16 protein-coding genes and 2 tRNA genes are annotated in these 16,039 nt (G+C 36.9%); 8 read left to right on the top strand and 10 right to left on the bottom strand.

Going from position 1 to position 16,039, the window contains the following annotated elements:
- Nucleotides 1-75 precede the first annotated feature (75 nt).
- Together HX005_RS02510 and HX005_RS02505 are read right to left on the bottom strand one after the other, a co-directional pair.
- Nucleotides 76-151, bottom strand: a tRNA-Gly gene (locus HX005_RS02510).
- 47 nt (nucleotides 152-198) lie between these two features.
- Nucleotides 199-271: transfer RNA gene (locus tag HX005_RS02505), tRNA-Gly, on the bottom strand.
- Between the two features lie 239 nt (nucleotides 272-510).
- On the opposite strand from HX005_RS02505, the gene HX005_RS02500 reads away from it, so the two are divergent.
- The 5 genes from HX005_RS02500 to HX005_RS02480 all read left to right on the top strand — a co-directional run bounded on the left by HX005_RS02500 (nucleotide 511) and on the right by HX005_RS02480 (nucleotide 3,360).
- Nucleotides 511-819 carry a BolA family protein gene (locus tag HX005_RS02500; protein ID WP_286376164.1) on the top strand — a complete coding sequence of 103 codons (309 nt, stop codon included), beginning with the start codon at nucleotides 511-513 and terminating at the stop codon, nucleotides 817-819.
- Between the two features lie 8 nt (nucleotides 820-827).
- On the top strand, nucleotides 828-1,220 hold the full coding sequence (locus HX005_RS02495) for a SirB2 family protein (RefSeq protein ID WP_286376163.1): 393 nt from the start codon (nucleotides 828-830) through the stop codon (nucleotides 1,218-1,220).
- 81 nt (nucleotides 1,221-1,301) lie between these two features.
- Nucleotides 1,302-2,138 (top strand): ParA family protein, encoded by an 837-nt coding sequence (locus tag HX005_RS02490; protein ID WP_107009436.1) that lies wholly within the window; start codon nucleotides 1,302-1,304, stop codon nucleotides 2,136-2,138.
- Between the two features lie 14 nt (nucleotides 2,139-2,152).
- Nucleotides 2,153-2,560, top strand: a complete 408-nt coding sequence (locus HX005_RS02485) for a hypothetical protein (RefSeq protein ID WP_107009437.1) — start codon at nucleotides 2,153-2,155, stop codon at nucleotides 2,558-2,560.
- Nucleotides 2,561-2,769: 209 nt separating this feature from the next.
- Nucleotides 2,770-3,360, top strand: coding sequence for a LysE family translocator (locus HX005_RS02480; RefSeq protein WP_286376162.1), 591 nt, complete (start codon nucleotides 2,770-2,772; stop codon nucleotides 3,358-3,360).
- On the opposite strand, the gene HX005_RS02475 is transcribed toward HX005_RS02480, so the two are convergent.
- Nucleotides 3,357-3,995: a DedA family protein gene (locus HX005_RS02475; protein WP_286376161.1), complete on the bottom strand. Its 639-nt coding sequence runs from the start codon at nucleotides 3,993-3,995 to the stop codon at nucleotides 3,357-3,359. The genes HX005_RS02480 and HX005_RS02475 overlap by 4 nt on opposite strands.
- Before the next feature lie 195 nt (nucleotides 3,996-4,190).
- On the opposite strand from HX005_RS02475, the gene HX005_RS02470 reads away from it, so the two are divergent.
- Nucleotides 4,191-4,607, top strand: a complete 417-nt coding sequence (locus HX005_RS02470; RefSeq protein ID WP_286376160.1) for a DoxX family protein — start codon at nucleotides 4,191-4,193, stop codon at nucleotides 4,605-4,607.
- A gap of 58 nt (nucleotides 4,608-4,665) precedes the next feature.
- Here the strand turns inward: HX005_RS02470 and HX005_RS02465 are convergent, their stop codons facing one another.
- Nucleotides 4,666-5,148 carry a hypothetical protein gene (locus HX005_RS02465; protein ID WP_286376159.1) on the bottom strand — a complete coding sequence of 161 codons (483 nt, stop codon included), beginning with the start codon at nucleotides 5,146-5,148 and terminating at the stop codon, nucleotides 4,666-4,668.
- 192 nt (nucleotides 5,149-5,340) lie between these two features.
- Between HX005_RS02465 and guaA the strand changes: the two genes are divergently transcribed.
- The gene (gene guaA / locus HX005_RS02460) at nucleotides 5,341-6,909 is read left to right on the top strand and encodes a glutamine-hydrolyzing GMP synthase (protein ID WP_286376158.1); all 1,569 of its coding nucleotides are present in this window, start codon (nucleotides 5,341-5,343) and stop codon (nucleotides 6,907-6,909) included.
- Nucleotides 6,910-7,550: 641 nt separating this feature from the next.
- Nucleotides 7,551-8,978, top strand: a complete 1,428-nt coding sequence (locus tag HX005_RS02455; protein WP_286376157.1) for an amino acid permease — start codon at nucleotides 7,551-7,553, stop codon at nucleotides 8,976-8,978.
- Nucleotides 8,979-9,040: 62 nt separating this feature from the next.
- On the opposite strand, the gene pdxR is transcribed toward HX005_RS02455, so the two are convergent.
- From pdxR to HX005_RS02425, 6 genes are all read right to left on the bottom strand, one after another.
- Entirely contained in the window at nucleotides 9,041-10,534 is a 1,494-nt protein-coding gene (gene pdxR / locus HX005_RS02450) for a MocR-like pyridoxine biosynthesis transcription factor PdxR (RefSeq protein ID WP_286376156.1), read from the bottom strand.
- Nucleotides 10,535-10,716: 182 nt separating this feature from the next.
- The gene (locus tag HX005_RS02445) at nucleotides 10,717-12,165 is read right to left on the bottom strand and encodes an NAD(P)/FAD-dependent oxidoreductase (protein WP_286376155.1); all 1,449 of its coding nucleotides are present in this window, start codon (nucleotides 12,163-12,165) and stop codon (nucleotides 10,717-10,719) included.
- Nucleotides 12,166-12,186: 21 nt separating this feature from the next.
- Entirely contained in the window at nucleotides 12,187-13,518 is a 1,332-nt protein-coding gene (locus HX005_RS02440; protein WP_286376154.1) for an APC family permease, read from the bottom strand.
- A 171-nt stretch (nucleotides 13,519-13,689) separates the two neighbouring features.
- Nucleotides 13,690-14,394, bottom strand: a complete 705-nt coding sequence (locus HX005_RS02435; RefSeq protein ID WP_107009447.1) for a cache domain-containing protein — start codon at nucleotides 14,392-14,394, stop codon at nucleotides 13,690-13,692.
- A 63-nt stretch (nucleotides 14,395-14,457) separates the two neighbouring features.
- A complete protein-coding gene (locus HX005_RS02430) occupies nucleotides 14,458-15,177 on the bottom strand; it encodes a FadR/GntR family transcriptional regulator (RefSeq protein ID WP_286376153.1) in 720 nt (239 codons plus the stop codon).
- A 57-nt stretch (nucleotides 15,178-15,234) separates the two neighbouring features.
- A complete protein-coding gene (locus HX005_RS02425; protein ID WP_107009449.1) occupies nucleotides 15,235-16,005 on the bottom strand; it encodes a nuclear transport factor 2 family protein in 771 nt (256 codons plus the stop codon).
- Nucleotides 16,006-16,039: the final 34 nt, after the last annotated feature.

Raw genomic sequence — 16,039 nt, 5'->3', positions numbered from 1 at the left:
GTTATGCTCTACCAACTGAGCTATTCCCGCGGAGTCTATCCAATTTTTTAAATAAAAAACCGAATGAAAAAATTTTGGAGCGGGAAAGGAGACTCGAACTCCCGACCCCAACCTTGGCAAGGTTATGCTCTACCAACTGAGCTATTCCCGCGGAGTCTATCCAATTTTTTAAATAAAAAACCGAATGAAAAAATTTTGAGCGGGAAAGGAGACTCGAACTCCCGACCCCAACCTTGGCAAGGTTATGCTCTACCAACTGAGCTATTCCCGCATGGGGCTTATAATACATTAAGAAAAATCAGGGTCAACAATTTTTTATTATAAAACGTGCTGATTGCATAAAATTAACACAATTTTTTTATTTTTTAGTTTAGATATCAAATTTTTGCCATATATTTACGCTATTTTTAAAAGTTTGCAGCAGATATTTAAGGCTTTAAAACAGGTTCATAACAAAAAAATAATTATCCGCTATACTTAAAATTAAAGAAATTTGTAAAGGTCATGAAAATGAGTCTTGAAAAGCAATTGATTGAAAAATTAACAACGTTAGAAACTACTCATTTAGAGGTTATTAATGAGTCAGCAGGACATGGTGGATATTTTCCAGGTAAAGAATCTCATTTTAAAGTCATTATTGTGAGTGCTGCCTTTGAGGGCTTACGTTTGGTACAACGCCATCAAAAAGTATATGCCTTGGCAGCAGAATTATTAAATCCAGGAAAAATTCATGCACTCGCAATTCATGCTTATGTACCAAATGAATGGCAAGGACAAGCACCTGCAAGCCCTGAATGTGCACATGCACCTAAAGCATAAGGTAAATTATGGATATCCATTTGGTTGTTAAAATTGTACATATGTCGAGTGCAGCTTTAGCTATGCTGATATTTGTATTACGTGCATCCACTTTATTTATTGGTACGAAAAATCAACAACCTAATCCAAAAGGTCGTGTTGGTTTTGTGGCTATGCAGCATTTGTCTTATACCTTGTTGGTGGTGACGGGTGTTGCTTTATTGGTGATGAATAAATTCCAAGTACAACCTTGGTTTTACGCAAAAATTGTACTATTTTTAGTGTTATTGTCATCGCAGATTAAAGTGTATAAAAAAGATGATTCTATTTTATTGGCACAGCGTCGAGCAGGATTAATGATAGGTATCATCGCTTTTGTTGCGATTATTTCATTGATTATTATTAAGCCTGTTTTTGGTTGATTGTTAGACATTTATTTCCTACTTGTATGGAGTCTAGGTTAAACTGCATACAAGTCAAAAAAGAATGAATTTGAGGAAATTATGCTTACACGTGTGGTATTTAATCAAAAAGGTGGGGTGGGTAAGTCGAGTATTGCAGTAAATTTGGCTGCAATGAGTGCGCATTCAGGTCTAAAAACTTTAGTGATTGATTTAGATCCTCAAGCAAATTCGAGTCAATATTTATTAGGTGATGACGCAACGTATTCCGCAGATAAAACAGCACTTGAACCTAATATTGAAAGTTTTTTTAATGATGTTCTTGGAAATAATCAACAAAAAGGCTTACTGGGCAATGCAATTGGTTCAATTTTAAAATCAAAAAATAAAGGCTTTGATCAATATATCCATCGTTCGCCATTTCCAAACTTAGATGTATTGCCTGCAAGCCCGACGTTGGGTGGTTTAGAGCATGCTTTAGAAGCAAAACATAAAATTTATAAGCTACGTGACTCTTTACAGACGCTTGTTGGGCAATATGAGCGAATTTTTATTGATACACCGCCAGCATTTAACTTTTTTACCTTATCTGCGTTAATTGCGGCTGATCGTGTTCTGATTCCATTTGACTGCGATGTTTTTTCAAAACGTGCATTACAAACTTTGATTGAAAATGTCATCGAAACTCAAGATGATCACAATGATCGTTTGGAAATTGAAGGTATTGTCGTTAATCAATTTCAAGCGCAAGCAAAACTACCACGTGAAGTGGTACAACAGTTAAAAGATGAAAATTTACCTGTTTTAAATCATATGCTGCCACCTTCAGTTTTAATGAAAGAGTCACATCATAAAAATCTACCGCTTATCTATTTTGCAACAGATCATAAATTGACGCAGGCATATCAATCATTGTTCAATGAGATTGAGCAAAAATAAGATCGAGATATAGGATGAAACTGAGCTATTTAAATGCAGTGAAGTGGGCAACACTCATCATTGGTTTACCTGTTTTGACCGCTTGTGCAACGACTGTAAAACCAAGTTATGTATCGCCTACACAATATCAGGCAATGAATTGCGCACAGCTTAACTCTGAGTTTCAGCGTATTCAGCAGTATATTAATAATGGTGTACAGCCTGCTAAACGTACAGGAATGGGCGTAGGTGTTGGGCTTGGCGGTGGTTGGGGACGCGGCGGCTGGGGCTTTGGACCTTCTATTTCACTCAATATGGGACAGTCTTCGAATACAAAAAATTCTGAATTAGCAAATCTTTATGGTCAGCAAGATGCGATTTCACAAGCTGCACAGTTTAAAAATTGTCCTTATGTGCCAAAACGTCAAGAAGTGAAAAAGTAGTTTTTATGAGATTTTCAGTCTAGATACTGGAAATCTCAATTTATTTTTAACTAAATATTTCATTATTAATTTTATAAAAAATAAATACTTAGAATTTAAATTATTGAAAAATAACTTTAAAATTACATATGAAATGGTATTAAAAACTTGTCATATTTTCAGGTTTTCGTTTAAGGTGTGCGTCTGTTTCCTCGATTTATATTCGCTATATGATTGAAAATTGGCTGTTTATTGCTGCAATGTTAGCTGTACTTTTGATTCCAGGTCCAACCAATGCATTATTAGCAAATTCAGCATATCAACAAGGATTTGGCAAGACATTTACTTTGGTTCCTGCGGAGCTTTTAGGTTATTTATATGGCATTAGTATTTGGGCGTTATTGGTTCATCTGAGTTTACCCATTTGGCCAATGCTGATAGATCTTTTACATGTAGCAAGTGCTTTATACGTTTTTTGGCTCGCTTTCCATTTATGGAAAACATCACATTTAGAAAGCCATGGTTTATCACGTAAGGCATTAACACCATCGCAGCTCTTTATTTCAACTTTAAAAAACCCTAAAACGATCTTATTTGCCGCAGGTATTTTTCCTGTAGAAACATGGGACTCTTTTGCACATTACTTTTTAGTGATGGGGATTTTTAGTTTATGCCTCATTCCTTGTGCAGTATTTTGGATGTATTGGGGACGCAAGGTTTTAGCTGGAAATATGAAAGGCATTCGCGCTGACCAATGGTATAAAGGATCAGCGCTATTTTTAGTCTTATGTATGTTGCCTGTTGTGGTTCGTTTTTTTTAAGCTTTATCTTTGTTAAAAAATTTATGGCGAATATAACCAATAATACCCGGCAAAATACTTAAGATAATGATACCAAAGACTAAATGTGTAAAATTATCTTTGACTAATGGGTGTCTACCAAATAAATAACCCAATGTAATAAATGAACCCACCCAACATAATGCGCCAATCACATTATAAGTTAAAAAATACTTATAATTCATGCTTCCTGCACCTGCAACAAAAGGTGCAAAAGTTCGTGCAAAAGGAATGAAACGAGCAAAAATTATGGTTTTACCGCCATGTTTTTCAAAGAATTGTGAGGTTTTAACCAAATGCTCTTTGTTGATAAAGCGTGATTCAATTTCAAAGACACGAGGTCCAATATATTTACCGATATGATAATTTAAAGTGTCACCCAGCACGGCTGCAATAAAAAGTAAGATGACCAGCAATACAGGATCCATTGCACCTGTTGAAGCTGCTAAAGCACCTGCTGCAAAAAGTAAACTGTCGCCAGGCAGGAAGGGCATCACCACTAAACCTGTTTCGACAAAAATAATTAGGAATAAAATTCCATAAACCCAATAACCATAATTTGTTATAAATTCAAATAAATGTTGATCAACATGTAAAATAAAATCAATGAGATTCATGAGGTGAAAGCTAAGTCAAATTGTGCACAAATCCTAGCAGTGTGAGACGGGAAAGTCAGTATTAAAAAGTAAATAAATGCATTTATTATCGTTCTGTTTTTGATACGATGGGTTGAATAATGACATATTTATTCAAATTTAGTACGGCTCTAACATAGCATCATCTTCAATATGAAATAAAAAATTGGTGTTCTCATGTTTAATCCAAACGTTGTTGTAAAAAATGTAGTCAATCAAACATCAGCCGAAGCGTTACTTACACTCATTGCACGTGCGTTCATGGCATATATCTTTATTATGGCGGGCTGGGGGAAAATTACTGCGTATAGCGCAACCGTAGGTTATATGGAGTCTATGGGTGTTCCTGGCGCTATGTTACCTTTGACGATTTTGGTTGAATTTGGTGGTGGTTTAGCATTGTTATTGGGTTTTCAAGCGCGTTTTGCTGCGATGGGATTAGCTCTATTTAGTTTAATTACAGCTTTTATCTTTCATAGTGGTGCTGAAGATGCGATTCATTTGATGAAAAACTTTGCTATGGCGGGTGGTTTATTCTTCCTAATGTTACATGGTGCGGGAAAAATCAGTCTTGATCATCTGATTGAAAAATAAAGATTAATAGAGTGAGTTTAAAGCCAGAAATCAATCTGGCTTTTTTAGATTTTGATGTTTAAATGACAATATATTGATCAGTTGTATATCCAATGACCCAATGACCTAAATAGTAAAGTTCAGTGATTTTTTCCCAGTGTTGTCCTAGTCCATAATATTTTTCAATCAATGCTTGGCGAAAAGCAAAACACAATGCATTTTTTGCGGCATATTGAAAATCATACTGGTCATATTTAAATAATTGAGGATCAACGGTTCGAATAGATTGCATTAAGGCTTGAGTGATTTGTTTTCTTAAAATAATAATTAATTCAGGAGGTCTTTGAGTCATCGTATAAAAAGGGTCAGTTTCACTTAGACTTGTTGGAAGCCATTTGACTTGGTGATAGATATTTTTAAAGTCTGATTCTTGAGGATATATAAAAGCACTTTCAATATTTTTAATGAAAACAATAGATTGATCTGTAAAATTTGCATGCCCCATATTTTTAAAAAAATGGGTATTTTGAATTTTGAGTATTTCTTCTGTGATATGGAACATATTATTTTGAGCTGAAATTGAGATCGTTTATAGATGTGGAAAAAAGTTTAAAATCTTTAAACGCATTATAATTTAAAAATAAGTCATTTTACTTTTGAAAATTGTGTCAACTTGATGGAAGGGTGTGCGTCCTGCGCTGAAAAATGTTAGAATATGGCGCTTAAATCCATTTGCCTGCATAGTTGTATATCCATGACGACCAATACTCAAATTACTGAAGATCGTATCCTCATTCTGGATTTCGGTTCTCAATATAGCCAATTGATTGCACGCCGTGTTCGTGAAGCTGGTGTTTATTCTGAAATGTATGCGTTTGATATGTCAGAAGAAGACATTCGTGCATTTAACCCGAACGGGATCATTCTTTCAGGTGGTCCTGAAAGTGTGCATGAAGAAGGCAGTCCACGTGCGCCAGAAATCGTCTTTAATTTAGGCGTACCAGTATTGGGCATTTGCTATGGTTTACAAACCATGTCAGAGCAACTTGGCGGTAAAGTTGAGCCAGGTGATGTGCATGAGTTTGGCTATGCTGAAGTCAATATTCAGGTTCGTGACAAACTGATTGGTGATCTTGAAGATTCTAAAGACCAATTAAAAGTATGGATGAGCCACGGCGACAAAGTAACGCGCATTCCTGAAGGTTTCCAAGTCACAGCAAGCACGCCAAGCTGCCCATTTGCGATGGTGTCTGATGAAAGCCGTCGTTTCTATGGTATCCAGTTCCACCCTGAAGTCACGCACACTGCCAAAGGTGCCGAGATTTTATCGAACTTCGTTCATGGCATCTGTGGTTGTCGTAACCTGTGGAATTCTGAAAACATCATCGACTTACGTGTAGAACAATTACGCGCGCAAATTGGTGATCAAAAAGTATTATTAGGTCTTTCAGGTGGTGTGGATTCATCTGTTGTGGCTGCACTTTTACACCGTGCGATTGGCGATCAATTGACATGTGTATTTGTGGACAATGGTTTACTTCGTTTGAACGAAGGCGAGCAAGTGATGGACATGTTTGCGAAAAACATGGGCATCCGTGTGATCCGTGCCGACGCTGAAGAGCGTTTCTTAACTGCACTTGCAGGCGAAGTTGATCCTGAGAAAAAACGTAAAATCATCGGTCGTGAGTTCATTGAAGTATTTGCTGAAGAAGCACGTAAACTTGATGGCGTGAACTTCCTTGCTCAAGGTACGATTTACCCTGACGTGATCGAATCTGCTGCAACCAAAAATGGTAAAGCACACGTGATTAAATCACACCACAACGTGGGTGGTTTACCTGAAGATTTAGCATTTGAATTGGTTGAGCCAATCCGTGATTTGTTTAAAGATGAAGTACGTCGTTTAGGTACAACTTTAGGTTTACCACATGAAATGCTTTATCGTCACCCATTCCCAGGTCCAGGTTTGGGCGTGCGTATTTTGGGTGAAGTGAAAAAAGAATATGCTGATATTCTTCGTTTAGCTGATGACATCTTTATGCAAGAGCTTCGTGCAAGCGGTTGGTATGACAAAACTGCTCAGGCTTTCGCAGTATTCCAACCGGTTAAATCAGTTGGTGTAGTTGGTGATGGTCGTCGTTATGCATGGGTGATTGCGCTTCGTGCGGTTGAAACTGTTGACTTTATGACAGCTCGTTTTGCACACCTTCCTTATGATCTGGTTGATAAAATCTCGACTCGCATCATGAATGAAATTGCTGACGTTTCTCGTGTTGTTTATGACGTATCAAGCAAGCCACCAGCGACAATTGAATGGGAATAATTATTTAGCGATTAAATAATTTTTCAAATGGGTTAAGTCTTTGAACTTAGCCCATTTTTTATGAGCATTAAAAATATAACAAATCTAGAGTCTAAAAAATTATCTTAAATAGCAGATTTTGAGCAGAGCCCATCAACATTTGCCGATCTAAAAAATGCTCTATATCAAAATTGGTACCCTAAATTGTAGTGAAAGCGGTACTCGAAAAGAAACTGTATTGAGCAGACATTATCCAAGTAAAGAAAAATAGTTGATAGAAAAATTAAAATTCTTGTGATTTAGAATTTAATTTTGAGTTTAAAAACCGTAGTGTAAATATTTTTTAAATCATTGATTTTATTGTTTTAAGTTGGTTTTTATGAGCTTCAAATCATTGTGAAATATAGAAAAATATACGATTTTTTATTTTACAAAAATAGCCGTTCTAATCTGAATGAGATTGATCTGATGCTGGATCTGACCTGAAACATAAGAAATTAAGGATTGAATATTTTTTGTACTTGAGGGGTTGAGGAGTAAAACAAAAAATTTAAGCAAAAAAGAGTAGGTTTGATATTTATTTTCCAAATTTGGATGTTGGAATTTTATAAATATCTATCTATGTCAGTTACTTAAGAAATTATTCATGGAATGAATCAAATATGCAAATCAATAAGAATGAGTCATCAAATGAGCTCAGTGCCTCTTTAAAAACACGGCATCTCACTATGATGTCGCTTGCAGGTGTGATTGGTGCAGCGTTATTTGTGGGCTCTGGTAGCATTATTGCAGCAGCAGGACCCGCTGTGATTTTAGCTTATCTCGCTGGTGGCGCATTGGTTGTTTTTATTATGCGCATGCTGGGCGAAATGGCAGCAACATCTCCAGATACAGGCTCTTTTTCAACTTATGCAGAACGTGCGATTGGGCGTTGGGCAGGTTTTACGATCGGTTGGTTATATTGGTGGTTTTGGGTTTTATTGATGGCGTGGGAGGCGTATGTTGCAGGAATTATTTTGCATGATTGGTTTCCCTATATTAGTGTCAATGTATTTACATTGGCGATGACCATTGGTTTGATTTTTATCAACTTTATGCAAGTGAGTAAATATGGTGAAGTTGAGTTTTGGTTTGCTTTAATTAAAGTCATCGCTATTTTTGTATTTATTATTTTAGGTATTTTGGCGGTTGTGAAACTTTTACCTATGGCTGAAGTCAATGCAATCCATAATTTGACAGGGCATGGCGGTTTTATGCCCAATGGTATGGGACCCGTCATTGTTGCATTATTAGGAGTCATGTTTTCTTTTTTAGGTGCAGAAATCGTTACGATTGCAGCATCAGAGTCGAAAAATCCTGTTGAACAAACCAAGCGTGCCATCAAGTCCGTTGTTTGGCGAATTTGTCTTTTTTATATTGGCTCAATTTTTTTGATCGTGTGTATTGTGCCGTGGAATGATCCACTTTTAAGTCAAACAGGTTATGGCGCTTATCGACGTACATTTGAAATTTTAGGTGTACCTGGTGCGCAATGGGTGATGAATTTTGTGGTATTAACTTCAGTAAGTAGCTGTTTTGTATCAGGTCATTATACTGCTTCTCGGATGTTGTATTCATTGTCAAAACGGGGTGATGCTCCACAAATTTTCCAAAAAACACGTGCCAATGGAATGCCTATTTTTGCTGTATTTGCTTCTTGCGTTATGGCATTTGCCATTGCTTGTATGAACTTTTTCGATGCATTAAAACCTAGAGAAATTTTAGATATTTTAATGAATACAACAGGGATGATTGCCATGTTGGTTTATTTGGTCATCGCGATTTCCCAAGTCAAATTACGTTATAAAATGCAGCGTGAAGGGCAGGAAGTTAAACTGAAAATGTGGTTATTTCCATGGTTAAGTTATGTGGTGATTGTTTTTATTAGCCTGTCTTTGATCGCAATGACTTTTATTGAACAATATCGAATTTTGGTCTTATCAACAGGGGCAGCGGCTGCATTGGTGATGTTGATTGGTATTATTGTTCAGGTACGTGCGGCGAAAAATAAGCATGTGGCAGTTCCTCAGTTGAAACGTAGATTTAATTAATATTCTCGTTTTTTTAGTTAAAAGACTTCTTTTTCACTGTAATAAAAGAAGTCTTTTTTACTTTAATTTTCAGGCAATATGGCGTGTTCTTTTAAGCATTGTCTGAGCACACTAAATGCCATCAGCATTTCTTTTTCAGCAACACAAGCAAACCCTAAGAGTAATCCACGAGTCGCATTTTGATTTTGTATAAAATATTGAGAAAGAGGGCGTACTTTTACACCGCGTGTCAACGCAATTTGACCAATAGCAACATCGTCTGCATGATCAGGTAGTTTTAACACCAGATGTAAACCTGCTTCATGGCTATATTCATGTACAAAGTTTGAACCTAAATAACGTTCAATTAACTCGATTAAAAATGCACGTCGCTTGGTATAGAGGAGTCGCATACGTCGAATATGTGCAGCATAGTGTCCCATTTGAATAAACTCAGCTAATGCTTGTTGGGTGAGCATATGTCCCCCCCGATATAGCTCAGCAGAAATGGTTTTTAGACCTGAAACGAGGCTTTTGGGTACGACCATATAACCGACACGTAATGCAGGATAAATAGTTTTACTGAATGTTCCCATATAAATCACAGGTGTATTTTCTTCTAAACCTTGTAATGAGGGAAAGGGTTGACCTTCAAAACGAAACTCACTGTCATAGTCATCTTCGATGATCCAGCTGCGATGTACACGCGCTAAATCTAACAATTGGCGACGCCGTGACAAACTTAAATGTGAACCTAAAGGATATTGATGCGATGGTGTGACAAAAATGAGTTTGGGTACAGGGGCTGTAGGGTCAGGAATAATACCTTCATGATCTACTGCCATTGGGTGAATATTTAAACCATTCATGGTTAATATATTTCGTGCTCCCCAATATCCCGGGTCTTCAACCCAAACATGATCATCAACATCGCATAAGACTCTAGAAATAAAATCAACGGCTTGATGAATACCTTCTGTAATTAAAATCTGATCGGTATCGCATTTGACTGAGCGAGCAACACGTAAATATTCAGCCAGTGCTTGTTTTAACTCTAAGCAACCCCCTTCATTGGTATAAATTAAGTTGTTAACACTTGGTTGTCGATTGAGTCGTAGTAATATTTTACTAAATTCAGCATGAGGAAATTCAGTGACATCGGGTACACCTGGTACAAATGCTCCCCATTGATTTGGCGATGCAGCGGCATTTTCAAAAAAATTCATGCCACGTTTAGATAAGTTTTTTAATTCATAAGAATTCTGAGCTTTGATTGAACTTTCATTACTTGAAACATTTAGATAAGTTTCAGGTAATTTTTCACTCACCCACGTACCACTACCTGTAAATGCTTCAACATATCCTTGCGCTTGTAATTGCTCATAAGCATTTAAAATAGTATTGCGAGATACATTAAGCTCATGTGCCAAATCACGAGATGCTGGTAGTCGGGTTTTGGGAGGCAGTACATCTTCGATCATGGCATCACGTAAACAACGAAAAACACGTTGATATAATGCGCCCTCAGTTTGTTGTTGTAGGCGTTGTAAAAGATGATCACCTAATAAACTACGCAAACAGTTTCTCCAATTGATAAAAATCCTTTTATTTTCATGATTTAGCATACAGCATTTGTTATTTATAAAGATCAAGACTTTGGTAATTTTTAGAGGATCTGTCTAAATATCAACAAGAAAATAAGGAGATGCTTGAGGATTTTATAGGGAAATTTCAAACATCTCATGATGACTTTAGGGGGTTAAAATGAAACCATTTTCCCTGGGTTGATCATTGCTCCTAATCCAAAAGCACTTTTTGCAATTGGAATAACCAAAGGTGCTAAGCTACGTCCCAATAAGATATTTTGATGATGGATTTTTGCTAACATTTCAAAATCAGCACTTTGTCCTATAAAATCATCTGCGATGGCTTTACCGATTCGAACGGTTTGTGCAACGCCATGTCCGCTCCAACCATGTACTGCATATATAGGAAATTTATTGTGAAATTTACGGCTATCAACAGCACCATTCACAGTTAAATCAGTTGTTCCACTCCAAACAAAATCCATTTCCAAATTTTTAATTTGTGGAAAAACTGTATGAATGCGTTGTTTCAGATAACTTAATGTTTTTTCTGCACCCCAGCATGTACCTGTACCTTGCCCACCGAACAATAAACGATTTTCTGTAACAGGACGATAGTAGTCAATCTGAAACTGCGTGTCATACACAGGATGTTCAAAAGGGAGTAACGCTTTTATATCAAGTTCTAAAGGTGCAGTTGTACTGACATAAGTATAAAATGGAATCGTGGTTTGTTTATGTTCAGGTAAAAGTTTGAATGAGGCATGATGAACTGCGAGCACTACAGATTTTTTAGCTTTTACGATTGCTTGTGCTGTTTTGATGTAAATTCCATCTGATTTTTCTTCAATTTCAAGGACTTCAGTTTGCTCATAGACGTTGCCACCATTTTGGCAAAAGCTATAGATTAAGCCTCGATTTAAAGCTAAAGGGTGAATTTGTCCTCCTAAATTATCTAATAAGCCTCCAGTATAATAATCTGACTTAATATAATCCTGTAATTCATGTTGACCAATAATCTGTGTATGGTCTTCACCTAAATATTTTCGTGCATCTGAACCTTGTGTTAATGCAACCAAATGACCTTCATGTACTGCTGCTGTGATATGACCATTTTTACGTTTTAAATCAAGTTCATATTTTTGTGAAATATCATCTATTAAACGCATTGCTTCTGTAGATGTAAAATGCCACAATTTTTTAGCATCTTCATATCCTAAGCGCTCAGCCATTTCTGCTGCTTCCCAACGAGCAAGTCCTGGTGTCAGTTGCCCACCATTGCGACCAGATGCCGCAGCACCAATACGATTTTTTTCTAAAACCACAGTATCGACGCCTTGTTCAGCCAAATGTAATGCGGTTGAAGACCCGAGTAAACCTGCACCAATCACTACAACATCACATTCAATATCTGCTGTTAATGGTTCAAATGTATGCCAGTCTTCAAGTGAACTTTCATAATAATTTGCAGGGTTTGAGCCAATTTTTTCATGAGCTTGTTTATGTTTGGGGTTAATCCAACTCCATTCTTTACCCATTTGTGTAGCGGCACTGTCTTTAAATTTTACATCTTTTAAATGCTGCGGCTTTGCAATGTGCTGAGATTTTATAAGTGTGTTCATGTGGGCTTTCCTTAACATAAATTAATAGGCGCTGCTTATAGCAATATTTTGTTTTTTCAGTAATTTATAGACAAATAGCAAAATGCCAATCGCTAACCAGAAACAACCAAAAGTCAGTGAAGATGAATCAAGATTGATCCATAAACAAAGAATACAAATGACAGAGAGAAGAGGTAAAAACAGATTAAGAAACTTATTTCTAAATCCATCACGTTGCTTATCACGAATATAAAATTTGACAAATACTGAGAAATTTACCGCAGTAAAAGCAACTAATGCACCAAAACTAATCAGGCTAATCACTTGAGCCAAATCTAAAAACATCGCAGAGAGTGAGATCAGCCCTACAAATAAAACGGAGAAAAAAGGTGTGCCTAATGATGCATGCATTGAACCAAAATATTTTTTTGGGAAAATATTATCTCGTCCCATGATATGGAGTAAACGTGATGCACTGGCATGCGAGGCAAGCCCAGAAGCAACAGTATTCATGATTTGACCACATAAAAATATGGACTGAAATAATGCCCCACCCACATACAACACGATTTCTGGTAATGCTTCATCAGGATTTTTAAACTGGATATTGCTCGGAAAATACAGTTGAATAAACCATGAGGCAGTAAAGAAGATTGCTCCGCCTGTTAGTGTGGTTAAAATCACAGCACGTGGAATGGTTTTAGTTGGATTTTTAGTTTCATTTGATAATGTCGTAACTGCATCAAAACCTAAAAATGAAAAACATAAAACTGAAGCACCTGCGATCAAGGGTAAAATGTTCTGCTGTCCATGCCAAAGCGGTGTTAACGTTAAAATATGTTGGTAACTTTGCTGTGAACTGATGCCTTGTATGACCAGATATACAAAAACAACCATTAAAATAATAGGTGCAAAAACAAAGACTAAACTAAGGTTTGCAAGGATTTTGATTCTAAAACAATTAACTAATGTAACTAAACCTGCCGAGACCATTACCCAAGCCCAATAAGGTACACTGGGAATGAGAGCCGTGAGGTAAATTGCAGCCAATAACACATTGATTAAGGGTAAAAGTAAATAATCGAGTAGTGAGCACCAACCAACAAAAAAGCCACTTTTAGGACCTAAACTTTCGCTTGTATAACTATATGCTGAACCTGATTTTTCAGAGTTGCGGCTAAAACGTGCATAGCTCCATGCCGTAAGTAGCATTGCACTTAATGCCAATAAATATGCGAGTGGTACATGACCATTGGTGATTCCTGAAACAATACCAAATGTGTCAAAAACAGTCATTGGCGTCATGTAGGCAATCCCAATGATCGTGACTTGCCACAATGACAATTTTTTGCCCGAAGTTTCAATATTTTCCATGCGATTTCAACCTTGAATTTTTGTTTTTACTTCCTGTCCTAGAAAGTTTGCTTAAATTTGGGCTGCACGAAGCCCTTGCTCGATTTTTAAGAAAATTAAACGAGCGTTGTTGGTGGTCTAATATTGCGAGTTTTTAAATTTTAAATATGTTGAATACACATTTAAATTTAGTTATACCAAAACCAATTGGAGTGAGGCACTGGGGCGAGTGTTCACTTGTACAGTTTGATTTTTGAGTAAAGTTCCAATACGAATACTGACATCATTAGAGCTAATCACACGAGCACTATTATTGATAATGACCGCTTTTTGTTTGATATTTTTGAGTTTTGGCATCAAAATTTTCTCTAATGCAGACACTAAAACATCAGTTGCAATCACGCCAATAAATTGCTCATTTAACATGACAGGATGTGCAATGGTGATGGTATAAGCACCGTTACAGATATAATCTACATAAGGTCCATAGAAACAAGGTTGATTGTTACGGGCAGGTTGTTGAAACCATTCAAATGAGCGGAAATCTAAAAAACGCTGCGCATTTTGATAATTTTCAAGCTGTGCTTGTTGCAGTTTTCCTTCTTTTTTATACCACCATTCAAGTGTCCAATAGTCTTGTTCTTCCAGTGTTTCAGGGCTATAACTTGCAAATCCCATGCCTTGACTATAGCTGCTGTTATAGAGCGCCATTTTGATTTCCTGTTGCAAAGCAGTACGTTCTGCAACTGAAAGTTTGATTCCTTTATTTCGTTCAAATTGATGCTGTGCACAAATTTGACTGGCTTGTTTTGCCAAACGTTCAGCCGTTGATGTAGTTTCATCAATGACTTGTTTCAGTAGCTCCTGAAGCTCTTTGACATATAGATTTTGGGTCATTCCTGTAACTCCTAAATTCCATATTGATTTCAATGCTTTATTTTAGTTTATCTGTTTTTTGTTTTATTGAATTGATAACTTATAGCGAAGCATTTGATCGGTTAGCATGGAAATAATTTTTCTTGCTTGGGTTAACGCATCATCTTCATTGGCTTGGATAAATGAAGATAAGAGTTGTTGATATTGCTCTATCATTTTGAAATGAAAACCATCATCTTGATAAAGTACAGCAATGAGCGGTGCCCATTCTGCTTGAATCATGAGTTCTTGATTGGCAAGACGTGCAGATTGAGCAAAGGATGTGATGGTCAATAAACAACGTAAATCGTATTGGGCACGTGTATCAGGCTCAGTTGCTTGGGCAAATTGTTCAATTAATTCTTGGATTTTACTGAGTTCATATTGTGTTGTGCGCTGTGCGGCTAAATACACGCTATGGCTAAAATTAGCACTATGAAATTCACCCAAATCTGCGAGAAATTCACTGGATGCTTGGCGTAGTGGATGCTGATTTAACAGTAAATCTGGTGGTAGTTCACAGACAAAACTGCCACCATTACGACCACGGCGTGTGTCAATCAAACCTTTTACACGTAAAGTATTTAAGGCTTCACGTACAGTAATTGGAGAAACACCCATTAAGCGCGCTAAATCAGCTTCATTTGGAAGTTGTTCATTACTTTTGAGCAATCCAGAGATAATTGCATTTTCCAAGCGCTCAACAACTTGTTCAGAACGAGTTGCCTGACCGATGGGTGCAAAAATTATCGTATATGCTGACATAGCCGTTTCTCTAAAAAGCTAGATCTTTGACCTAGCTCATACAAACAAATAAAGGGTTTAAAATACGCCATAAGAATGAACAGCATGCTCATCTTCAGGTACAGCAGGAATTGCATCCCAAAGTTCTACAATTTTACCATTTTCAACACGCCAAAGTTCAAAATATGCATGTCGACTGCCAGAAATACTGCCTTCAGAATGGGTGAGAACAAACTGTCCATCGGCAATTGTGCGATGAATTTTTGAGTATACTAAACCCTGACCTTCATTGCGGATTTTGTTTAAAAAATCGATGACAGCTTCGATGCCATCACCAATATCGGGGCTGTGTTGTAAAAAATGGTTGCCTTGGGCATAGTCTTTGAAACCGTTATAATCCCCACCAATTAAGGTCTTTTTAAAGAAAGATGTGACGATTTCACGGTTTTCTTCATTATTTTCACTCGGGAAAATTTGAGTCTCGCCATCTAATTGCGTGCGTCCACTGACGTTTGGTGATGCTTCAGAAACCAAACCATCCCAATGTTCCACGATTTTACCATTATCTACACGATAAATGTCAAAGCCAACCAAAGGCTGTTCATCAAGTCCTTGAAAGCGCCCATGAATGGCAACCAAATCACCATCAGCAAGAATACGAACAGCTTCATGTTTCATTTCTGGACGGTCTTCTACCAGTTGGCGTAAACCTGAAATTCCATCTGCAACCAGTGGCGAGTGTTCAATAAAATCTTCTGAAAAATAACGATCTAATGCACTGATATCATGCAAAGTAAATAATTCATGATGTGCTTTGCTGACTAAGTCTTTGATTTCCTGTTTATTCATTTTGTCATCCATTTCTTAAAATTGCTTTTTAAAA

The organism is Acinetobacter sp. R933-2 (genome assembly GCF_030325485.1).
Taxonomy (GTDB): Bacteria; Pseudomonadota; Gammaproteobacteria; order Pseudomonadales; family Moraxellaceae; genus Acinetobacter; species Acinetobacter sichuanensis.
Note: the sequence above shows the minus strand (reverse complement) of the source record. Positions and strands in the feature narration are given on the sequence as shown.

Bases quoted from the DNA above. Each gene is read 5' to 3' on its own strand.
- HX005_RS02475 (WP_286376161.1), bottom strand. From the start codon at position 3,995: ATGAATCTCATTGATTTTATTTTACATGTTGATCAACATTTATTTGAA.
- guaA (WP_286376158.1), top strand. From the start codon at position 5,341: ATGACGACCAATACTCAAATTACTGAAGATCGTATCCTCATTCTGGAT.
- HX005_RS02495 (WP_286376163.1), top strand. From the start codon at position 828: ATGGATATCCATTTGGTTGTTAAAATTGTACATATGTCGAGTGCAGCT.
- HX005_RS02480 (WP_286376162.1), top strand. From the start codon at position 2,770: ATGATTGAAAATTGGCTGTTTATTGCTGCAATGTTAGCTGTACTTTTG.
- HX005_RS02425 (WP_107009449.1), bottom strand. From the start codon at position 16,005: ATGAATAAACAGGAAATCAAAGACTTAGTCAGCAAAGCACATCATGAA.
- HX005_RS02435 (WP_107009447.1), bottom strand. From the start codon at position 14,394: ATGACCCAAAATCTATATGTCAAAGAGCTTCAGGAGCTACTGAAACAA.
- HX005_RS02440 (WP_286376154.1), bottom strand. From the start codon at position 13,518: ATGGAAAATATTGAAACTTCGGGCAAAAAATTGTCATTGTGGCAAGTC.
- HX005_RS02445 (WP_286376155.1), bottom strand. From the start codon at position 12,165: ATGAACACACTTATAAAATCTCAGCACATTGCAAAGCCGCAGCATTTA.
- HX005_RS02455 (WP_286376157.1), top strand. From the start codon at position 7,551: ATGCAAATCAATAAGAATGAGTCATCAAATGAGCTCAGTGCCTCTTTA.
- HX005_RS02470 (WP_286376160.1), top strand. From the start codon at position 4,191: ATGTTTAATCCAAACGTTGTTGTAAAAAATGTAGTCAATCAAACATCA.
- HX005_RS02465 (WP_286376159.1), bottom strand. From the start codon at position 5,148: ATGTTCCATATCACAGAAGAAATACTCAAAATTCAAAATACCCATTTT.
- HX005_RS02500 (WP_286376164.1), top strand. From the start codon at position 511: ATGAGTCTTGAAAAGCAATTGATTGAAAAATTAACAACGTTAGAAACT.
- HX005_RS02485 (WP_107009437.1), top strand. From the start codon at position 2,153: ATGAAACTGAGCTATTTAAATGCAGTGAAGTGGGCAACACTCATCATT.
- HX005_RS02490 (WP_107009436.1), top strand. From the start codon at position 1,302: ATGCTTACACGTGTGGTATTTAATCAAAAAGGTGGGGTGGGTAAGTCG.
- HX005_RS02430 (WP_286376153.1), bottom strand. From the start codon at position 15,177: ATGTCAGCATATACGATAATTTTTGCACCCATCGGTCAGGCAACTCGT.